This window comes from Rhizobium sp. CFBP 13644 (assembly GCF_014842165.1).
In the GTDB taxonomy this organism is placed as follows: domain Bacteria; phylum Pseudomonadota; class Alphaproteobacteria; order Rhizobiales; family Rhizobiaceae; genus Agrobacterium; species Agrobacterium tumefaciens_C.
The window spans coordinates 587,674-608,368 of record NZ_JACYVF010000003.1 but is presented as its reverse complement, the minus strand read 5'-3'; the positions used below and the strand labels follow the sequence as shown (position 1 = coordinate 608,368).

At 56.3% G+C, this 20,695-nt stretch carries 18 protein-coding genes; 7 read left to right on the top strand and 11 right to left on the bottom strand.

Annotation, left to right across the window (positions count from 1 at the left end):
* Positions 1-5: 5 nt before the first annotated feature.
* Positions 6-905 (bottom strand): LysR family transcriptional regulator, encoded by a 900-nt coding sequence (locus tag IFT53_RS12265; RefSeq protein ID WP_192064928.1) that lies wholly within the window; start codon positions 903-905, stop codon positions 6-8.
* A 120-nt stretch (positions 906-1,025) separates the two neighbouring features.
* Between IFT53_RS12265 and IFT53_RS12260 the strand changes: the two genes are divergently transcribed.
* Both IFT53_RS12260 and IFT53_RS12255 read left to right on the top strand, forming a co-directional pair.
* Positions 1,026-1,958 carry a VOC family protein gene (locus IFT53_RS12260; protein ID WP_192064927.1) on the top strand — a complete coding sequence of 311 codons (933 nt, stop codon included), beginning with the start codon at positions 1,026-1,028 and terminating at the stop codon, positions 1,956-1,958.
* An 87-nt stretch (positions 1,959-2,045) separates the two neighbouring features.
* Positions 2,046-2,750, top strand: coding sequence for an alpha/beta fold hydrolase (locus IFT53_RS12255; protein WP_192064926.1), 705 nt, complete (start codon positions 2,046-2,048; stop codon positions 2,748-2,750).
* 138 nt (positions 2,751-2,888) lie between these two features.
* Here IFT53_RS12255 and IFT53_RS12250 read toward each other — a convergent pair whose 3' ends face one another.
* Complete coding sequence (locus IFT53_RS12250) at positions 2,889-3,722, bottom strand: helix-turn-helix domain-containing protein (protein ID WP_192065029.1); 834 nt, start codon at positions 3,720-3,722, stop codon at positions 2,889-2,891.
* Between the two features lie 286 nt (positions 3,723-4,008).
* Between IFT53_RS12250 and IFT53_RS12245 the strand changes: the two genes are divergently transcribed.
* Entirely contained in the window at positions 4,009-4,902 is an 894-nt protein-coding gene (locus IFT53_RS12245) for a helix-turn-helix transcriptional regulator (protein WP_192064925.1), read from the top strand.
* A 67-nt stretch (positions 4,903-4,969) separates the two neighbouring features.
* Here IFT53_RS12245 and IFT53_RS12240 read toward each other — a convergent pair whose 3' ends face one another.
* The 6 genes from IFT53_RS12240 to IFT53_RS12215 form a co-directional block, all read right to left on the bottom strand.
* Positions 4,970-5,806, bottom strand: a complete 837-nt coding sequence (locus IFT53_RS12240; RefSeq protein WP_192065028.1) for an alpha/beta fold hydrolase — start codon at positions 5,804-5,806, stop codon at positions 4,970-4,972.
* Positions 5,807-6,100: 294 nt separating this feature from the next.
* Positions 6,101-7,702 (bottom strand): MFS transporter, encoded by a 1,602-nt coding sequence (locus IFT53_RS12235; RefSeq protein WP_192064924.1) that lies wholly within the window; start codon positions 7,700-7,702, stop codon positions 6,101-6,103.
* Complete coding sequence (locus IFT53_RS12230; protein WP_192064923.1) at positions 7,702-8,142, bottom strand: DoxX family protein; 441 nt, start codon at positions 8,140-8,142, stop codon at positions 7,702-7,704. Before IFT53_RS12230 ends, IFT53_RS12235 begins: the two co-directional genes overlap by 1 nt.
* 165 nt (positions 8,143-8,307) lie before the next feature.
* Positions 8,308-10,290: an amidohydrolase gene (locus tag IFT53_RS12225; RefSeq protein ID WP_192064922.1), complete on the bottom strand. Its 1,983-nt coding sequence runs from the start codon at positions 10,288-10,290 to the stop codon at positions 8,308-8,310.
* The gene (locus IFT53_RS12220) at positions 10,290-10,577 is read right to left on the bottom strand and encodes a XapX domain-containing protein (protein WP_192064921.1); all 288 of its coding nucleotides are present in this window, start codon (positions 10,575-10,577) and stop codon (positions 10,290-10,292) included. Before IFT53_RS12220 ends, IFT53_RS12225 begins: the two co-directional genes overlap by 1 nt.
* Before the next feature lie 61 nt (positions 10,578-10,638).
* Positions 10,639-11,331, bottom strand: a complete 693-nt coding sequence (locus IFT53_RS12215) for a hydrolase (RefSeq protein ID WP_192064920.1) — start codon at positions 11,329-11,331, stop codon at positions 10,639-10,641.
* Positions 11,332-11,737: 406 nt separating this feature from the next.
* On the opposite strand from IFT53_RS12215, the gene IFT53_RS12210 reads away from it, so the two are divergent.
* Positions 11,738-11,884: a DUF1127 domain-containing protein gene (locus IFT53_RS12210; protein ID WP_082249934.1), complete on the top strand. Its 147-nt coding sequence runs from the start codon at positions 11,738-11,740 to the stop codon at positions 11,882-11,884.
* 124 nt (positions 11,885-12,008) lie between these two features.
* On the opposite strand, the gene dinB is transcribed toward IFT53_RS12210, so the two are convergent.
* The 3 genes from dinB to IFT53_RS12195 all read right to left on the bottom strand — a co-directional run bounded on the left by dinB (position 12,009) and on the right by IFT53_RS12195 (position 16,276).
* Positions 12,009-13,082 (bottom strand): DNA polymerase IV, encoded by a 1,074-nt coding sequence (dinB, locus tag IFT53_RS12205; protein ID WP_192064919.1) that lies wholly within the window; start codon positions 13,080-13,082, stop codon positions 12,009-12,011.
* 73 nt (positions 13,083-13,155) lie between these two features.
* Complete coding sequence (locus IFT53_RS12200) at positions 13,156-15,222, bottom strand: ATP-dependent helicase (RefSeq protein ID WP_192064918.1); 2,067 nt, start codon at positions 15,220-15,222, stop codon at positions 13,156-13,158.
* Between the two features lie 163 nt (positions 15,223-15,385).
* Complete coding sequence (locus IFT53_RS12195) at positions 15,386-16,276, bottom strand: LysR family transcriptional regulator (RefSeq protein ID WP_192064917.1); 891 nt, start codon at positions 16,274-16,276, stop codon at positions 15,386-15,388.
* A 96-nt stretch (positions 16,277-16,372) separates the two neighbouring features.
* Here IFT53_RS12195 and IFT53_RS12190 point away from each other — a divergent pair, with 96 nt between their 5' ends.
* The 3 genes from IFT53_RS12190 (at position 16,373) to IFT53_RS12180 (ending at position 20,653) form a co-directional block, all read left to right on the top strand.
* Entirely contained in the window at positions 16,373-17,476 is a 1,104-nt protein-coding gene (locus IFT53_RS12190) for an aldo/keto reductase (RefSeq protein ID WP_192064916.1), read from the top strand.
* 164 nt (positions 17,477-17,640) lie between these two features.
* On the top strand, positions 17,641-17,790 hold the full coding sequence (locus tag IFT53_RS12185; RefSeq protein WP_082249930.1) for a DUF2256 domain-containing protein: 150 nt from the start codon (positions 17,641-17,643) through the stop codon (positions 17,788-17,790).
* Positions 17,791-18,346: 556 nt separating this feature from the next.
* Complete coding sequence (locus tag IFT53_RS12180) at positions 18,347-20,653, top strand: TonB-dependent receptor domain-containing protein (RefSeq protein WP_244656297.1); 2,307 nt, start codon at positions 18,347-18,349, stop codon at positions 20,651-20,653.
* The last annotated feature ends 42 nt before the right edge of the window (positions 20,654-20,695 follow it).

Sequence of the window (20,695 nt, the reverse complement as noted above, 5' to 3'; positions counted from 1 at the left end):
CTGCCTCAGTTCAGCATGACCATATGCGAGGCCACCTGTTCTTCGAAGAATTTTGAGAACGAGGCGATGCGGGGCGGCAGGGCCTGGTATGGCGGATAATAGAGCGTCAGCCAGAGATCTGGTGGCGACCAGCCCGGTAGAATGTGCACCAGGCGTCCGGTCTTCAGATGTTCCGAGATGTGAAAGCCCGGCAGCAATGCGACACCGGCGCCATCGGCGGCCATATCGGCCAGAACCTCACCACTATTGGCGCTGAATGCCCGCCCGGCAGGGATTGTCATGCTTGCGCCGCCGTCTGACAGAACCCAGTTTTCCCGGCGGCTTTCACCACTATAGGCAAGGCAATCGTCGGGCGTCAGTTCGCTCGGATGCTGCATATCGACGAACCGGCTTCCCGGTGCTGCCACCAGAATGCGCGGCACAACGCGGATCTTGCGCCAGATCGTGAACTTGTCCGACGGTTGGGATGAGATACGGATGGCCAGATCATAATCGTCATCAACGATATCCACGAGCCCATCGGACAGCGATATCTCGAAACTGATTTTCGGGTGAAGCTCTCTGAAACCGGACAGGATCGGTTGTAACACAGCTTTGCCGAACCAGGTCGGCGCGCTGATCCGCAGGCGGCCTTGATCAGCCTTGTGGGCATTGCGGATATCCTTGCGGGCGCTTTCAAGGGCCTCGACGGCTGGCTGAATCTGTGCCGCAAAAACCGCGCCATCCGTTGTGAGCGATACCTGCCGGGTCGTTCGCACGAAAAGCTGGACGCCGAGGTCGTCCTCAAGGGCTGCAATTGCCCGTGTGACGGCAGCAGCCGTCATGTTGAGCTCGCGAGCAACCTGCGCAAAATTACGCTTCTCGGCAGCCAGCAGAAACGTTTTCAGGACCTTGTAATCATTCATCTCGATTATTTCAAAAAGAGCAATTCATTCGACAGTAATATTGCAATTCCGTGTTGCGATCAAGCCGGGTAGATCTTTGTTCACAGGAACAGACAGTCATCATGCAGAAGGACAAGGACGATGATCAAGGATATTAAAGGGCTGCATCACATCACTTCCATGGCATCTGATGCGCGGCAAAATAACAGGTTTTTCACCGATACGCTCGGACTTCGCCGAGTGAAAAAAACCGTCAATTTTGACGATCCAAGCGTCTATCATCTCTATTATGGTGATGAGAACGGCACGCCTGGCACGGTTATGACCTATTTTCCCTTTCCGAACATGATGCCCAAACGTCCGGGTGTTGGCGAAGTTGGTGAAACGCAATTCGCCGTTCCCAAAGGTGCTCTTTCCTTCTGGGCGGATCGCTTTGTTGCCCAAGGTGTTGGCGGGCTTTCTACCGACACCGTGTTTGGAGCGAACCGCTTGCGGTTCAATGGTCCTGATGGTGACGGGTTCGCCCTGGTCGAAACGACAAATGACGACCGTGCGGCCTGGGTCGGCGAGGGCGTGCCCGACGATGTTGCTATCAGAGGCTTTTCCGGAGCGCGCTTCAACCTCCACGAAACGGCCGCCACCCAAGAGCTTCTAGGCTTTATGGGGTATGAGCGGGCCGAGACTGAAGGCAATGTTACCCGGTTCATCATTCCCGGCGGTAATGGGGCGAATACGATCGATCTCGCCGCGCTTGGGAAGAAGCCATTTGCTCGGCAGGGTGCTGGCTCTGTTCATCACATCGCCTTTGCCGTTGATAACAGGGAAAAGCAGCTCCAGGTGCGCAAGGCGCTGATGGATACCGGTTATCAGGTGACCCCGGTCATCGACCGCGATTACTTCTGGGCAATCTATTTCCGAACTCCGGGCGGCATCCTCTTCGAGATCGCCACCAACGAACCGGGATTCAATCGGGATGAAGACACGGCTCACCTCGGTGAGGCACTGAAACTGCCCAGCCGCTATGAGGACTTCCGCCATGAGATCGAGGCTAATCTCGCGCCACTCACGGCATAAACAGCGCATCTGCCCAAGCTGTCAGGAGCTTGCTCCCAGGCTTAAGGGACGAGACACACCGCATTCAAACGATCAAGGAGATCGATCATGGAATTGCATTCATCTCGTAATGCCACCGCAGTGCTTGTTAACGGTGCCTGGGCCGACGGCTCCAGCTGGCGGCGCGTCATCAGGTTGCTTCTGGAAAAGGGGATCGACGTTGTCGCGGTCCAGAACCCGACCACCTCGCTGGCCGATGACGTTGCTGCCACGCAACTCGTGCTCGATGCAATCAAGGGACCGGTAGTCCTTGTCGGTCATAGCTGGGGTGGAACGGTTATTACGCAAGCAGGTAACAGTCCGAACGTCAAAGCCTTGGTCTATGTTGCGGCGTTCGCCCCCGACGTGGGGCAGTCGACCGGCGATCAAGTGGACGCGCATGAAGCACCTCCAGGTTTGAGCGGTGTGACCGACATTGGAAACGGCAAGCTTATGATGAGTGTGGAAAGCTGGATCGGCAACGTCGCCCAAGATCTTCCTGAGAGCGAGGCAAGGCTCCTTGCCGCTGTGCAGACGCCGCTTGGAGTTTCAACGTTCAGTGACACAGTGAGCCAAGCGGCTTGGTTAGACAGACCCACGTATTACCTCGTTTCCAGTGAAGACCGTGCGGTGAATGTCGAGTTGCGACGTGAACTCGCCGCGAAAATGAAGGCAAAGACAACGGAGCTTGAGGCTAGCCACATGTCGTTGCTGTCAGCACCCGCTGATGTGGCCGAGGTCATTTACGGCGCGGTGATTGCGGCGTCCGTTTAGCCGCAATGTGCGACGTCAACGTTACCTGATGGCTTTACCAGGCAGAGATCAATATCAGGACGGCCCCCTCTGCACCGTCGCACATGTCTAGTCGTATGCGGCGGTCGCGGTGGGGCAAAACTTCATTGTAGGAAAAAATCAAATACTGCGTCGCCAAGTGCCGGGTGTTGTCCCGACGAGAGCCGAGAACACGCGTGTGAAGTGGCTCTGATCCGCAAATCCACAGGCCACGGCAATCTCCGCGAGAGGCGCATTGGACGTCTTTATCAGGTGCCGGGCGCGATCTACGCGTTGGTTCAGGAGCCATTGATAGGGCGTCACGCCTGTGGCTTCGCGGAAAGCACGGATGAAATAGCCGCGCGACAGGTTGCAGGCCTGCGCAACGTCAGCAATCGAAACATCTCCTTCAAGATGCTCGAGCAGAATGGATTTTGCCAGTTGCTCTTGCGCGCGTGAAAGCACCGGCGTTCGCACAGGGGCCGGTACAGGCCGCCCGCCGTAACGCTGAACCAGATAGGTGCCAATCGCTGTCGTCATCTGATCAACGAAAAGAGCGTTGGCCTCTTCCGGTCGCTGGAGGGCAGGGATCAACGCGCGCGCCAGATTTGTCAGAACGATATCCTTGCCAGCCGTCGCCGGTAGCAGCATATTCACTCCGCCCACGTCAGCATCATCAGCGATCTTTGCCAGAGAAGAAGGCGATATCTGAAACAGCATGAAATCGAACGGCGTGCAAAGATCAGCTTTGTAGTCATCCGCTAGGTTACGGATATAAAATGTGTTTTCGAAAAAGTCGTGGCTGGTCGCGTGGTGCTCTTGAAAAATACGCCACTGATGACCTGCGCGTAACGACACGCCGACCAGAAACCCCTGATCGCTTCCAGATGTGCTGACCTGATCGAGTTGGGAGGAGCGCGTTGCCTTGCGGAAAATGTCCATGTCCGGCGATGACAGGTTTTGGTTCGTCGCCAATTGGGTCAACGTGCAGCCGAATTTGTCCGCAGCTTTGACTGGGGTGTAAAGGCTTGCATTTCCGGGACCAGTCATCATGAAACCTAGCTCCCTTATCTGCGACAAACGCAGTTTACTCATAAATTATGCTGGTCGCTTGTCGTAAAGTTTAGCGACCAATCGATCTTGAAAAAGCGCTTTTGTACAATATAGCGTGAAAATTAGCGTGTAGGAAACTGCAATATATGGTTCCCGATTACGTCTACAGCGCAATTAATGCCAGCACTATACAGATGTGAGTAAATGGTTGAAAGTCAATGAAAAAATCGCAGCAAGCTTTGGTGTCGATGCAGCAAGGGCATTCGTAGTCAAGCCGCTGGGAGGAGCGCAGCTCACCATCGTGCATATTGTGAATTGCTACGAACACGGCAACAGCCGGGTGGTCCTCGCACCTGATGATGCGTTCCTGGTTATGCTCTATCTTGGAGATGCCCGACATTGCGACATTGCGTCTGATGGTAGCATGGGTCCGATCAAGTCCTATTCAAACGGCTCGATCTGTCTGGTGAGTTTGGCGAAGGGTGCGGCTATTTCCATAGACGGCAGACTTGATGTATTGATTTTCCACATCCCTGCACCGCATCTTGCCGAGCTTGCAGAGGAAGCGGGTGAACCACGGATCGATGATTTTATGATCTGTCGGGGTCTGCACGATCAGGTCATCCACAACATGGGTGCGGCGTTGATGCCATTGTTCGACATGCCGGATCAGGCACGAGACATGCTTGTTCCCCACATCGGCCTCGCATTTATGGCTCACCTTGCCCACAGATACGGACGGTCGCCTGCGCAAAACCTGTCTGCGTCCGGTCGGCTTACACCTCTGCAGGAAAAACGTATCAAGACCTATATCAACACCAACCTGTCCCGCGAGATCAGCCTCGCGGACATATCGATGGCAAGCGGCTTTTCGGTGGAGGATTTGGCATACGGTTTTCAACAAACGACTGGTCACCCTGTTGGCGAGTGGTTGCTGGAAACCCGGATCGCAAGGGCCAAGTCCTATCTTGTCAAAACGGCAGAAACCATTGGCGCGGTGGCGCAGGTTTGCGGTTTTAAAGATCAGATTGCATTTGTTGAAAGCTTCACACGGGCAACCGGTGTTGCGCCAAGCGAATGGCGCTTGCGTAACCGGCACTAGCAGGCGTGATGCCGACAGCGGGTTGGCCATCGGCATCAGCATTTTTTAGTCGGTCAACGTGGACGTTTCAGCCCTTAATGAAGGCCAGGAGATCAGCATTCAGCACGTCGGCATTGACCGTCAGCATGCCGTGGGAGAAGCCGGGGTAGGTCTTGATCGTGCCGTTCTTCAAAAGCTTGATGGCCTTGTGGGCTGCATCGGCAATCGGAACGATCTGGTCGTCTTCGCCATGCAGAACCAGCGTTGGAACGCTGATGGCCTTCAGATCCTCGGTCTGGTCGGTTTCCGAAAACGCCTTGATGCCATCATAATGGGCTTTCGCGCTGCCCATCATGCCCTGACGCCACCAATTCTGGATGACACCTTCATGCACCGTCGCGCCATCCCGGTTAAAGCCGTAGAACGGGCCAGCGGGAACATCGCGGAAGAACTGTGCGCGGTTCGCGGCAAGTGCCGAGCGGAAACCATCAAAGACTTCCATGGGCAGGCCCTCGGGGTTGCTTTCGGTCTTCAGCATCAGCGGAGGAACGGCGGATACGAGAACAGCCTTGGCAACGCGGCCAGCGGGTTCGCCGTGCTTGGCAACATAACGGGCAACTTCACCGCCACCTGTGGAATGGCCGATGTGAACGGCATTTCTGAGGTTCAGATGCTCAGCTACTGCAAAGGCGTCAGCAGCGTAATGGTCCATGTCGTGCCCTTCGGATACCTGGGCCGAGCGTCCATGACCGCGACGGTCATGGGCAACCACCCGATAACCCTTTGAAACGAAGAACAGCATCTGTGCATCCCAATCGTCTGACGACAGCGGCCAGCCATGGTGGAATACGATTGGCTGTGCGTCCTTCGGACCCCAATCCTTGTAGAAAATGTCGACGCCGTCTGTGGTTTTAACGAAGCTCATTGTATCGTCTCCTGTCGTTGGGTTTGGATGGTTGGTAGCCTGTGCAGCATGAACCGGGCGGGTTGGAAGCAGCATCCCTGCCGTCAACACAGCCCCGGCAAGAAGTGCATCACGGCGGCTGAGGGAAAGATTGTGGTTGGCCATGACGGCTCCTTGTTCGTTCGAGGAATTTTCGTGCAATGCGTCTGTCGGTATGGAGAGAATGCGCCGAGAAAAGCCCGTCAACAATTGCAATAAAAGTCTCTAATAAGTTTCGATTGTTGCAATAATTACCTTACCTCACCTCACCTCACCTCACCTTACCTTGCCGGGTTTGTTGATGGTCAGAAGGTGCCGGACTACGGGCTTGTCTGGACCAGTATGGAAGGTGATGACCTTGCTCTGCATATCCGCATCCGCATTCGACACGCGCTTATGCTGGCGCAAATGTTCCGCCCAGGATTCCACCATGAACCACTCGGTGATTTTCTCAGGGTCTGCTGAATCCTCTGTCACACCCCAACCATAGGCACCATCGCGGCGTCGTTCGGACGACATATCATCGAGAGCGTGCAGGAACTTGGTGCGGTTGTGCTTCTCGACGTGGTAGTCGATCAGGATCAATACTGGGCCGCGATCATGTGCAACCGGCTCTGCGACCAGCGGCTCTGGCCAATGGTTGGACGAGACCAGGTCCGCTTCGCCTGCTGGAAGCTTGACACGGTGCATGATAAAGCCCGCGACCAGCAATCCGGCTGCTCCGATGAGCAGCGTTGCAGGTACGCCCACGGCTTCGCCCACCGCACCCCACCCAAGGCTGCCTGCCGTCATCGCGCCATTGAACACCGTCAGATAAACTGCAAGTCCGCGACCTCTTACCCAATTGGGTAGAACAGCCTGCGCCGCGCCATTCAACGTCGTTAGTGCGGTTATCCACGATGCTCCGAGAAACAGCAGGATGATGATGGCCAGCCATTGCGGAGGGGCAAAGGAGAGTGCGCCCATAACCAGGGCTGTGATGATGGCAGAGCCCAGCAGAAGAGCATCCGCATCAAAACGCTTTCTCAGTTTCGGCATGACCAGCGCCCCACCGATGGCGCCAGCGCCGACCGAGCCCAGCAAAAGGCCGTAGAAGCTGGCGTCACCGCCAAGAAGCTGGCGGGCGACGAGCGGCAGAAGCGCCCAGACGGCGCTGGCAAAGGCAAAGAAAATGGCCGCTCGCAACAGCACGACATGCAATGGCTTGCTGGCGCGGGCATATCTCAGCCCAGCACGAAACGCGCCGAGGAAATTTTCAGACAAGGCGTCGTCGGCATTTTTGGCGCGTGGCCACCAGATGAGTGCTGCGATGACGAGTATGTAGCTGGCAACATCAGCCCCATAGGTGACAGCCGCTCCGAAAGCCGCGAGCAAAAGCCCGCCTGCCGCAGGGCCAATCGAGCGGGCAATGTTTATACCCAACGAGTTCAGCGCGACCGCGCCTTTCACATCTTCGCGCGGCACCAGTTCCGGCACGATCGCCTGCCATGTCGGCCCCATCAGAGCAGCTCCTATGCCGCCTAGAAATGTCAGGCCAATCAAGGCGCTGACGGACAGCATGCCGAAATAGGACAGGGTCATCAGCGATATGCTGACGCTGGCCAGCAGAAGCTGAATGGCGATCAGGAATTTGCGACGGTCGAGAATGTCAGAGAGAACGCCCGCCGGGCTCGCCAGAAGGAAGATCGGCAATGTACCTGCGGCTTGCACAAGGGCAACGGCCGTGGGTGCGGCGGAAAGATCGGTCATCAACCAGGAACTGGCGACATCGCGCATGAAACTGCCCGTGTTGCCCAGAACCGTTGCCGCCCACAGGACCGCAAAGACCGGCTGGCGCAGCGGGGCGAAGCTTCCGCTTGTGGATGTGCGGGCGCTCATCACTTCGCTCCCTTGCTGAGATCGAAGGCGGCAACGAAGACGAATGCTCCGGCAAGGCCAAGATGTTCGAAGAAAGCGTTGGTCGCCATCATACGGTCCATGCCGGGAGCCATTTCCCAGAACCGGAGAGCGATGAGCGTCGCCATGACTGTGAAGCCTGCAAGGGCCAGCGCACCAGCCCAGCGAAGAAACCCTGAAATCACCATGGCAGACGCCGTCAGCTCGAAAACAATGACGATCACCGCAAAGAGGGCAGCTGGATGCAGACCGAAATGGTCCATCTCTGCCATCGCACCGTTGAAATCGAAGATCTTGGTCAGTGGACCCTGAATATAGGCTGCGCACAGCGCAAGCAGAGAAACTGTCCGGACCGCTGGGGTTGCGATAATGCCCGCCAGACCTGTTTTCAGTTTAGTGGTGGTCGATGAATTGTAGGTCATGGCTGCTCCTGCAGGTTTGCCCATGTTGATGAGCTGTTGCGATGGAGTGATTTTGGGCCGAAACATTGCCGCTAACAATTGCATCAATAGTTTCCATTTAATTGCAATTTTTACAATAGTTATATGCGGACGGGCCACAAGGCCCGTCCGTCAGAGGAGATGCACTCACACCGCCCAGCACGAGCAACCCAGCGCGCCAAAGAAGCCTTTAAGATCGGCAATCGGCAGTTTCGACGTCCATGCGCCCGCATGGTCGTGACCGTGAACACCGCAATCGCTGGCGCAGCCGCAGTTGGAAATCGCGGTGCGGCGCAAGGAACGTGCACCTGCACCCTCCGGCTCGCCCCATGCAGCGTAACCGCCGAACTTTCGAACGGGAGACCAATCCGGCATGGCAGGCGGCACGTCGTTTTCATCCAGCGCCTTGAAGTCATCCGAACCGTAGACGATCTTGCCACCGACCATGGTGAGCTCCGAGGTCAGGAAGGAAATTTCGTCTTCAGAGCAGGAGAAGAAGTCCTTGTCTGGCACGATGAGGTCGGCGAACTGGCCCTTTTCGATGCGGCCCTTCTTGCCCTCCTCGTTGGAGAACCACGTGACCTTTTCCGTCCACATGCGCAGTGCCGTTTCACGGTCAAGGCAGTTGGCACGGGGATAAAGCTGCATGCCGCCAACGGTCTTGCCGGTCACCATCCACGAGAGTGATACCCAAGGATTATAGGAGGCGACACGGGTGGCATCGGTACCGGCTGAAACATGGACGCCCTTCTCCAGCATCTTGGCGATGGGCGGTGTGGCCTCGGCTATGCCGTGACCGTAGCGTTCGACGAAATATTCGCCCTGATAGGCCATTCGGTGCTGGGTGGCGATGCCACCACCAAGCGCCGCGATACGGTCGATAGAGCGATCCGAAATCGTCTCGGCATGGTCGAAGAACCAGTTCAGACCTTCGAGCGGGATATCCTTGTTGACCTTTTCGAACACGTCGAGCGCACGGGTGATCGTCTCGTCATAGGTGGCGTGTAGACGCCATGGCCAGCGGTTCTCGGCCAGAACCCGCACCACTTCTTCCAGTTCACCTTCCATTTCCGATGCCATTTCGGGCCTCGGCTGGCGGAAGTCCTCGAAATCGGCTGCGGAGAAGACGAGCATCTCGCCCGCGCCGTTGTGCCGGAAATAATCATTGCCCTGCTTGTATTTGACCGACTGCGTCCATTTGAGAAAGTCTTCTTTCTCCTCCTTCGGCTTTTGCGTGAACAGGTTGTATGCGAGACGAACCGTCATCTGGTTTTCGTCGGAAAGCTTTTGGATGACTTCGTAATCGTCCGGGTAGTTCTGAAAACCGCCGCCGGCATCAATCACACCGGTAACGCCCAATCGGTTCAGTTCCCGCATGAAATGACGGGTCGAATTGACCTGATAATCCAGCGGCAGTTTCGGCCCCTTGGCAAGGGTGGAATAGAGAATGGCTGCATTTGGCTTGGCCAGCAGCAACCCGGTCGGATTGCCATTGAGATCGCGCGTAATCTCACCACCGTGCGGCTCAGGTGTATCCTTGGTGTAGCCAACGGCGCGAAGAGCCGCGCCATTGAGAAGCGCCCTGTCATAGAGGTGCAGCAGGAAGACGGGTGTATCGGGCGCGACAGCGTTGATTTCTTCGATTGTCGGCAGGCGTTTTTCTGCAAACTGGTGCTCGGTGAAGCCGCCGACGACACGCACCCACTGCGGGGCAGGTGTTATCGCCACCTGCCGTTTGAGCATATCCATGGCATCGGCCAGCGAGCGAACGCCGTCCCAGCGCAGTTCCATGTTGAAATTCAACCCACCACGCACGACGTGGGTATGGTTGTCGATCAGGCCGGGCAGAACGCGCTTACCTTTGAGATTGATGATCTTCGTTTCCGGTCCAGCCAGCGCCATCACATCGGCATCGCTGCCCACGTCAGTGAAAATGCCGTCCTTGATGGCGATTGCCCCCGCCTCGGGGTTGGCGCGGTCAAGCGTTGTGACGCGTCCGTTGTGCAGGATGATATCGGGATGCATCGTGTCTGCTCCGGTCTTGTTTGGATCTGCGGCTTTGGCCGTGGAGAAAAGATTGGACAGAGCTAGACTTGACGCCCCGCCGAGGAACGTGCGGCGCGTCGCCATCAGACTTGCCCATCTGTAGCGTCATCTCGAGAGACGACAGCAACCGGGGCTTGCCCGCCCTTCGGCATATGGCCAAACATATGTGGCTTGATGTGTGTGAGCCACGAAACGGCGGCGGGCTCTTTCGCCCATATGGTCTTTGCCAGCGGCACGATCTGTTCGCCGACGAGAATGCCAAGCAAGCCGACCAAAGCGATGACAGGGGGTGCCGGTGACCGCACATTGAGAAGCCCGTAAATCATCCCGACGAGAAGTCCGACGGCGAGCGAAAGGAGGTAGATTTTCATCGAAGCGTTCCTTTTCCAAAATGATTGCCCCGCCCGGTAATTCAGGCGGGGCTGCTTCAGATCAGATAGCGGCCGGGTTAGGGCCGATGCGCTTGCCGTGGCTGACGCGCTCGGAACCGCCGTGAACGTGCGTAACGGCATAATCGATGCCCATGCCGTAAGCGCCGGAATGCTCTTTGACCAAGGTGGTAACGGCGTCGTAAGTTTCTTTGCGCGCCCAATCACGCTGCCATTCCAGAAGAACCTGCTGCCAGGTGACGGGAACCACACCAGCCTGAACCATACGATCCATGGCATATTTGTGCGCATCCACGGACGTGCCGCCGGAGGCGTCGGCAACCATGTAGATTTCATAATCTGTGTCATGCATGCAAGACAGCGCGAAGGTCGTGTTGCAGACTTCGGTCCACAGGCCGGAAACAACGATCTTCTTGCGGCCTTCGGCTGCGTGTTTGCCAAGCGCATCGCGAACATTCTGGTCGTCCCAGGAATTCATTGATGTACGCTCGAGGATGTCATTGTTGGGAACGACGGCCAGCAATTCAGGGAAGGTGTTGCCCGAGAAGCTGTCTGTTTCAACGGTGGTGATGGTGGTCGGAATGTTGAAAATCTGCGCAGCCTTGGCAAGACCGACGACATTATTCTTCAACACCTGACGGTCGATGGACTGAACGCCGAAGGCCATCTGCGGCTGTTGGTCGATGAAGATGATCTGGCTGTTCTGGGGTGTGAGGACCTGAAGCTTGTTGGACATGTCGTATTTCCTTTGATGGGTTGCGTAAGGGAATGGAGGAGGGGAGGCGGCAAGTCTTGAAGGTTATGCCGAACGATTGTCTGAAAGTGACATCATGTTGCTTGCCTTGCCTCTGTGCGTTCATCTCTTGGTTACAGTTGAGAACTTAAGCCAGCGGATGATGCTGTAGAATTGCAATAAAAATTGAGAGTGAATTGCTTTAGATGAAATAATAGAGGTGTGTTGATAGGCGCCTAGCTATATGAGGCGGCAATCTGCGGTCAGACACATGCTTTGAACGCATAGCGGGCCTGAGACCTTGTGCCTTATCGGCCAACGGCGAGGCGCCTATATCAAGCTCATCGAAACGACGTTGGAACCGAAGCAAGGTTGCTGGCGTCAAGAGACCTCACGAAAGGGGATCATCATGAACGTAGCACGCACTTTCAACAACTGGCGCAAGTACCGTCAGACCGTTAGCGAACTTGGCCGTATGAGCTCGCGCGAACTCGAAGATCTGGGTATCAATCGCGCTGACATCCAGAGCGTTGCCCGCCAGTCGCTCGCACGTTAAGCAGGCGCTTGCCTGCACATCCCAACGGCCACCACGCCCACCGATAACGCGGGCCTCTCTATGTCGGCAACAGCGGCATCACTCCTGCTGTGTTACATCTTTTTTTGAAGTGACGGCTACCGGGTCACAGCTCAAGCGCGAGCTGCTGTTTATGGCCGTTTTCTTCGGTGTTCAGTGATGACAGGGTTACCCCAAGCAGCCGTACCGGGCCTTTAAACGGAAACACCGAAGAGAGCAGGGGCTCCGCTATGTCCAGGATCATGTCGATGCCTGAGACATCTGCCCCTACGGTCTTGCTTCGTGTCGCCTGGGTGAAATCTGAATATTTGATTTTGACCGTCACTGTTTTTCCGGTGATGTCGTGTGCCTCGCAGTACCGCCAGACCTTTTCGGCCAAGGGTCTCAATTCGGCCTTGGCGACGTCGAGATTTTCGATGTCCTCGACAAACGTGTCTTCCGCGCCGACGGATTTTCGGATGCGATTGGGCTTGACCTGCCGCTCATCAATGCCGCGGGCAATGCCGTAAAAATATGGGCCTGATTTGCCGAAGTGCTGTTGCAGGAAGCCAAGCGGTTTGTTTTTCAGATCCAGACCCGTTTCGATCCCGTGTCGTTTCATCCGCTCGGCTGTGGCGGGACCCACTCCATGGAATTTCTTGACGGGGAGGGCCTCGACAAAGGCCGGCCCGTTCTTCGGCGTGATCACCGCCTGGCCATTGGGCTTGTTCAGGTCACTCGCCATCTTCGCCAGAAACTTGTTGTATGAGATTCCCGCAGATGCGTTGAGGCCCGTGACATCCTTTATCTTTGCGCGGATTTCGAGCGCTATATCAGTTGCAATCTCCATGCCTTTCAGGTTCTCGGTAACATCGAGATACGCCTCATCAAGTGAAAGCGGTTCGATAACGGGTGTGTACTGGGCAAAGATCTCGCGGATTTGCTGTGAGACCTGACGATAGACCTCGAAACGAGGTGGCACGAATATCAGGTCCGGGCATTTCCGTTTCGCGGTGATCGACGGCATGGCCGAATAGACGCCGAAGGCTCTTGCCTCATAACTCGCGGCGGCCACAACCCCTCGGGCAGCCGATCCCCCGACGGCCAGCGGCTTGCCCCGGAGCTCAGGGTTGTCACGTTGCTCGACAGAAGCGTAGAACGCATCCATATCCACATGAATGATTTTGCGAACCGGGTGCATGTCTGGTCCTTACCGATTGCCCTTGTGCTTGCTGGATCGGTCTGTATGCCCATCCTCTACAACGCGGACGCTCCTATTTCCACATGCCGCGCATGCGTGCGCCGACATCGATGCGGATCTGCTGGGCGCTGCGTTCGGATGCTGCGGCTGAGACTTTCGGCCATGCAACCGACTCGAAATATTGAAGCAGTGTCGCCGGGATGAACCGAGAACGCGAAGCGTAAACATGCCGATCACCCTGCGAGTTCTGGCTGTGCGTGAAAAACCGCTGCGGCGTGATCAGCGCCAGACTGTCTTTTGCGCGCGTCATGCCGACATAGAGCAGGCGCCGCTCCTCCTCGATTTCCTGCGTCGTGCCTGTCCCGAGGTCTGACGGTATGCAGCCATCGACAACGTTGAGCATGAAGACCGAGCGCCATTCCTGTCCCTTGGCCGAGTGGATGGTCGATAGGATCAGATAGTCTTCATCAAGCAACGGCACGCCCGCCTGATCGCTCGTGGCATCGGGCGGATCAAGCGTCAGCTCTGTGAGGAACCGTTCGCGTGAGGGGTAGCCGCTGGCAATCTGTTCGAGTTGCAGCAGGTCGGCCTTGCGGGTGTCAGCATCTTCATGGATGCGATCGAGATGTGGTTCGTACCATTGCCTGGCCTGCGCGATATCCGACGGCCAGCCGTCATGGTTTTTCCGAAGGCCGCCCAGCAGTTGAACGAAGGAGGTCCAGTCCGCACCCGTCTTGGGCGGTGGCGGGATTTCGGCAAGGGCCAATAGCGGTTCAGGGTCGGTGGCGATCGTGTCTAGAATGGTGCCGGCTTTCTTGGGGCCGATGCCTGGCAGCATTTGCAGGAGCCGGAAACCGGCCACTCGGTCACGCGGGTTCTGGGCGAAACGCAGCACCGCCAGCATGTCCTTCACATGGGCACTGTCGAGAAATTTCAATCCGCCGAACTTCACGAAGGGAATGTTTCTGCGCGTCAGTTCGACTTCGAGCGTGCCGCTGTGGCTGGATGTGCGAAACAAGACGGCCTGCTGTTTCAACGTCATCCCGGTTTCGCGGTTTGCCAGCACCTGCTCGACAATGAAATTCGCCTGTTCGGTCTCATCCTTGACGGTCACGAGTTTGGGTCGCTCAAGCGATTCCCGTTCGGTCCACAGGTTCTTGGTGAAACGCTCCCGCGCCAGTTCGATCACGCCATTGGCTGCTGCGAGGATAGGCTGGGTCGAACGGTAGTTCCGGTCCAACGTGATAACGTCTGCCGCCGGACTGAAGGACGCCGGGAAGTCCAGAATGTTGCGAACCGTCGCGGCCCGGAACGAATAGATTGATTGCGCATCATCACCGACAACGGTCAGTCCCCGCCCACCCGGCTTGAGCGCCATGAGGACGGACGCCTGCAGCTTGTTCGTATCCTGATATTCGTCGACCATGACATGGTCGAAGCGATTGCCAATATCGTTGGCGAGATCGGGATCGCTGACCATTTGCGCCCAATAAAGCAGGAGATCGTCATAATCGAGCACGTTCTGCGCCTGCTTTGCCTCCACATAAGCTCCGAACAATTCCTTCAACTGTTCTTCCCATGTGGCGACCCATGGATAGTGCTGGCGCAGGATTTCGTTTAACGGCGTTTCGGAGTTGACGGCCCGGGAATAAATCGCGAGACAGGTGCCCTTGGTGGGAAAGCGACTTTCCGTCTTGGAGAAGCCAAGCTCGTGCCGCACGAGGTTCATGAGGTCGGCGCTGTCCTCACGATCATGAATGGTGAAATCGAGGTTGAGACCGATCTGCTCGGCATACATCCTGAGCAGTCTCGCACCGATCCCATGAAACGTACCGGACCACGCAAGCGCGTCTGTGAGGATACCAGCATTGGCACCCAGCACATTACGGCAGATGCGCTCCACGCGACGAGCCATTTCCGAGGCGGCTCTGCGCGAAAAGGTCATCAGCAGAATGCGGCGCGGGTCCGCACCATTGACGATGAGGTGAGCCACACGATGCGCCAGCGTATTGGTTTTGCCAGAGCCAGCGCCAGCGATGATCAGCAGTGGCCCCGCCGTGTTGCCCTCCGCCAACCCGACGCCATGCTCGACAGCCCGGCGCTGTTGCTCGTTCAATTTTTCCAGATACGCAACTGCCATAAGAGCTCACTTGATGCCGAGAGTGAAGTTGGATAGCCTCACGAACAAATGCGGAACATATATGGTCGTTGGATGATTTGGAAGGTTGTTTTTTATATCTCTAAACAATCATCCATCTAGGGATGGTCTGCTTATACATAGCGGGCTCAAAGCGTGGCGCATTTCATGCCACCTTTAGAGCAGCGATCAGAGCCCTCAAAGCTGGTGGCGATTGCCTGCGGCTGGGGTGATACAGGAAAAAGCCAGGATAGCTTGGACACCAGTCCTCCAGAACCTGGATAAGGGTTCCCGCTGCGATCTCGTCAGCCACATCATGCTCATTGATGTAACCGAGCCCCGCGCCGGCACGAACGGCAGCCGCGGGCAGATCGCCATCATTGGCCACCAGGGGGCCGCTGGTGCGGATATTGATCTCTTTGCCGTCTTTCTCAAATTCCCAGGGGAGCAATCCGCCTGATGTCGTCAGTCGGTAGCCGATACAGGCATGACGTTCGAGGTCATATGGGGTCAACGGTGCAGGGTAGCGCTCGAAATAGCACGGCGTTCCAACCACCACCGTCCTTAAATCCGGGCCCACCTTCACCGCGACCATATCCTTGGCGACGGCCTCTCCCAGCCGAATGCCGGCATCGAAACCTGCGGCCACGATATCCCTCAGTCCATCATCGATATTCACCTCAATCCGCACATCCGGATTGGCCAGCAGAAACTCGGGCAGTTTTGGCAGAAGCACCATGCGGGATGCATAGGCGAAAGTGGTGATCCTGACCGTGCCGGACGGGTTGCCGCGCCACTCCGCCAATGCTTCCAGCCCGTTTTCAATATCGGCAAGCGCCGGGTTGAGTGATTGCAGCAGCCGTTCACCCGGTTCAGTCGGTGCCACGCTGCGTGTGGTGCGCGATAGAAGACGGACGCCCAGCCGTTCCTCAAGTCCGCGCATCGCGTGGCTCAGCGCTGAGGGTGACATGCCGAGAATTGCAGCAGCACGGGTAAAGCTGCGCTCGCGGGCAACGGCAGCAAAGGCGAGGAGATCATTGAGTTCATTTCGTTCCATTCATGCACTGTGCTCATAAGTTCATGCCGCTAACAATGGCTTATCTTCTCAGACACCGGTCGTTACACCTCTGCACAACAATGATGGAGAACACCGATGGATCTCACCAGTTACCGCACGCTTGGCAAGTCCGGCCTCATCGTCAGCCCGTTGGCGCTGGGCACCATGACCTTCGGCGCAGAGCGCTGGGGCGCTGGCGACACAACTGCGCGCGCTCTCTTCGATGCCTATGTCGAAGCCGGTGGCAATTTCATCGATACTGCGGATGTCTATTCCGCCGGCCGCAGCGAGGACATGCTCGGGACTTTTGTTTCCGACAGCGGCATGCGTGATCGGTTGGTGATCGGGACCAAATCCGGTTTTCCGCGCGGGCAGGGCACACCTTTGTGGGGTGGCAACGGTGGCAAGAATATTCGTATGGGGATGGAAGGCTCGCTAAAGCGGCTGAAAACCGATTACATCGACATGTACTGGATGCATGTGTGGGACCGCACGACGCCAGCAGAAGAGGTTTTGCAAACGCTGTCCGATGCGGTTCGCGCTGGCAAGATCCTGCATTATGGTTTTTCCAACACACCTGCCTGGTATGTGGCAAAGGTCGCAACGCTTGCAGAAGCGCATGGTCTGCCAAAGCCGATCGGCTTGCAATATGCCTATTCGCTGATCGACCGTGGCGTGGAACTGGATCTCATTCCCGCAGGTGCCGAATTTGGTTTGGGCATGGTACCGTGGAGCCCGCTTGGCGCTGGTCTGCTGACAGGAAAATACGGTCGCGACAAGATCAGCGACGCCAACCGGGCAGCCGCCCTGCCAGACAAGGCCGGAACCGTGAGTGAAGGCCAAAGCGATGGGCGCCTCAATGGTGACAACCCGTTTGGTGGCATGCTGTTTACGGATCGCAACTTCGATATTGTTGATGTTCTGAAAGCGGTAGCAATGGAGGTTGGCCGTTCGCCTGCAGAAGTAGCGTTGGCCTGGGTAACGAAACGCCCCGGCGTCTCCTCAGTGCTGATCGGTGCAAGTCGGGTAGAGCAACTCACCCAAAACATTGCCTCTCTCGACATTGTACTGGAGGATGAACATCTGCAACGACTGGAAGTGGCAAGCGCGTTGCCGATGCTCAATCCTTATTTCATCTTCCAGATGCCGACTGAAATGATATTCGGTGGGCAGCAGGTGCGTGGATGGAGTGTCAACTGAACGGCCAATCAAGGCAGACTTGTTTACATCCCCAAAGGCAGCACTAAATATGGTCCCGGAAACCGCCGACGGCCGCAAAGCTGACCGCGCGCACGTCGTCGCCGAACTGCTCTCGTCATCCTAGGCGTAGGTTGTTTTAACGATAGAAGATTCTGGAATAACGGATGGCAAAACATCGCGAAAAATCAAACCTGCCTACGAAGATTTGCCCGGTTTGCGGCAGGCCGTTTTCATGGCGAAAGAAGTGGGAGAAGAACTGGGACAGCGTTAAGTTTTGTTCGCAACGATGTCGTGAGACAAAAGGAAGATCGTGAGGCGATTGTGATGCCGAGGAGAAGGCGAGCAGCCATCCGGCTGCCAATTTCACCGTTGTCCGCCTGTCTGATCGAGATTCCCGATACAACAGTAGGCGCTGTTTTCCACTCACACTGACCAAGCGCTATAGTCCGTTCCGAAACTGTAACGTTCATGGCCCGACCGCGCTGATTTCGTTAAAAACACGACGCATTGGCTGCGCGTCCGCCGTTTGGGTCTTTTGGACGCCGTCAGTGGTGCGTTTGGCCCTGCACATGGGCGAAGGGTATAACCCCATGCCTCTCTCATGCGGCAATGATGCCACGAAAAGCCGCGCCATGCGGCGACATCTCGGCGTCGCAGACTAAAAACCTAATCATTTTTTTGCAGCCAGAGTCCCAAACCGGATGGATCAATCGTCTATCCCTCGAGCACAATGTGGAGTTGCTCCTAGCGGTAGGCCGCAAAGCCTTGAATACCGGAGAGTTTGGGGATTCTATGATAAATACTTATTCCGCTACAGGCGAGGCGCGAGCGAGCCTCAGAGCTGTCCTTTTTGCAGGATCAGCGCTTATAATGTTGACACCAACGCTGCCTGCAATGGCGCGAGAGGTTCAGGCAGCACAGCAGGCGATCTCAGTACCAGCAGGTCCGCTTACCCCGGCGCTTAACAGCCTTGCCGCCCAGACCGGCTTGCAGATTCTGTTCGACGCGTCGGTTGCCCAAAGCAAATCAACCCGCGGCTTGAATGGGATGCTGACACCCGAACAGGCATTGAAGGCCCTACTCGCCGGAACCGGCGTTGATGCGCGCTTTGCCGGAGAAAATCGGGTCACGTTGCAGAGTACGCCTTCTTCCCCAGGAAACCCGGAGCAGGTCGGGACCGTGCTCGAACCCATCGTGATCTACGGTGCCCGCAATGCGACCACCCTCGCCAGCACGACAAGTGGTGTCGCCGTTCTCAGTGCTCAAAGCTTGGAAAATAGCCAGATTCGCACCACCCAGGAAGCATATCGCCGCATGGCGAACGTGATGGATAGCGCAACCGTCAATTCTGGTTTCGTTATCCGTGGCATGAGTTCCGAAGGTCTTGTGGCTTCCGGTAACGCTGCCGGCTCCATCTATGTCGATGGCATCCTGCAAACACGCTACAACGCCCGTTTTGGCGCACGCAATCTCTGGGACGTCGAGCAGGTCGAGGTTTATCGCGGGCCGCAATCCACGCTTTCCGGCCGCGCAGCCATGACCGGTGCCGTCTACATCAAATCAAAGGACCCAACCTTCGAAAAGGAACTGGAGCTTTCCAGCACCGTGGGCACCGACCATCTTGTCGGTAGCGCCTTCATGTACAATACGCCTGTTGTCGACGATCAGGTCGCACTCAGAATTTCCGGCGCTTTCGAGCGTTCGCGCGCCCAACCGGATTACTCGAACTTAAGCACGTACAACTATTACGACGATCTCATCACTGACATGAGCGGCGTGCTGCGTGGCAAGCTGCTGCTGACCCCATCGGAAATGCCAGATACTCGCGCGGTACTGACCTACTCATATTCGAAAGATCGACCCAACGATGCGCTGGTGGGGCTTTATTCGGGGCGCGGCGATTTCAACAACAAACCCATCACATATACTGAACTCCGCTGGACGGAGACCCACAATCTCGGGCTGGAAGTCACGCATGACATTTCTGACACCCTGCGCTTCACTTCGCAAACGGGTTTCCAATATGGCATCAACAACAGACGTTCTGTCGATTACGGCACGGCTGGCATTACAGATGGCAGCACGGGCGAAGATGACAACTCGATCTTTACGCACGAGTTTCGCCTGAATTACGAAGGTGACCGCTGGAAATGGGTCTCCGGCGTTTACGGCAGCTACGAAAAATGGGACGGGGCAACCGACTTTTTTATCGCTCCCTATCAGCAGAGCGACACTCAGCACCGCCGCACATCCAACCTCGCCGTTTTTGGTGAAGCCACCTACGAGTTTGCACCGACGTGGTTTGCCACCGCTGGCGGACGTCTGGACTATGTAAAGGACAAGGATCACCAGAAAAACTACCTGGGCCTCATTGATCCGGCGGCGGTTCTGACCGGCGATCCCTCATCGCTCAACGAAATCAACTTCATACCGAAAGTGGGTATTTCGAATGAGTTCGCAGACAATCAGACTGTCGGTCTTACCTATACGCAGGGGTTCCGCTCGGGCGCATCCTATTACGATCGGGTGAAAGATACCCTCGGCAAATATGACCCCGAATACTCGCAGAACGTGGAACTGTCATACAAGGGTACGCTTCTCGACGGACGCATGACACTGAATGCCAATCTTTTCTATACCAAGTATGATGATCAGCAGGTGGAAATCCGTCCTGACCCCAATAATGCGGGCTACCGCGTCATTTCGAACGCCGCCAATTCACGCGCATGGGGCTTCGAAATCGAGCCCAGCATGGAGGTGACGGATCAATTCACTGCATTTGCTTCGCTCGGTTATCTCAACACAAAGTTCATAGAATTCAACCTTGCATCGCTGGCTGAATCGCAGAACGGAAAATCCTTCCCAGAGGCACCCGAATGGAGCCTGGGCTTTGGCGGACGCTACGAATTCGAAAGCGGGATATTCGTGGGGGCCGATGCGAAATATACCAGCGAGTACAATTCCCGTTTCGGCTCAAAAGGCATGTACGACATCGACTCGCGCTTCATCCTGAACACGCAGGTCGGTTTCAAAGTCGACAACTGGCAGGTCACTCTCCTGGCGGAAAATCTGACGGATGAAAAATACTTTACGCAGATCGATCCATATGCAGCGCTACCCTATGGGCAGGCTGGCAAGGGCCGCTCCTTCGGCCTCAATGTGCGAGCGAAGTTCTAGCGTATGGTCGCACATCTGCGCTGCGTGACACTATGCTCCGCA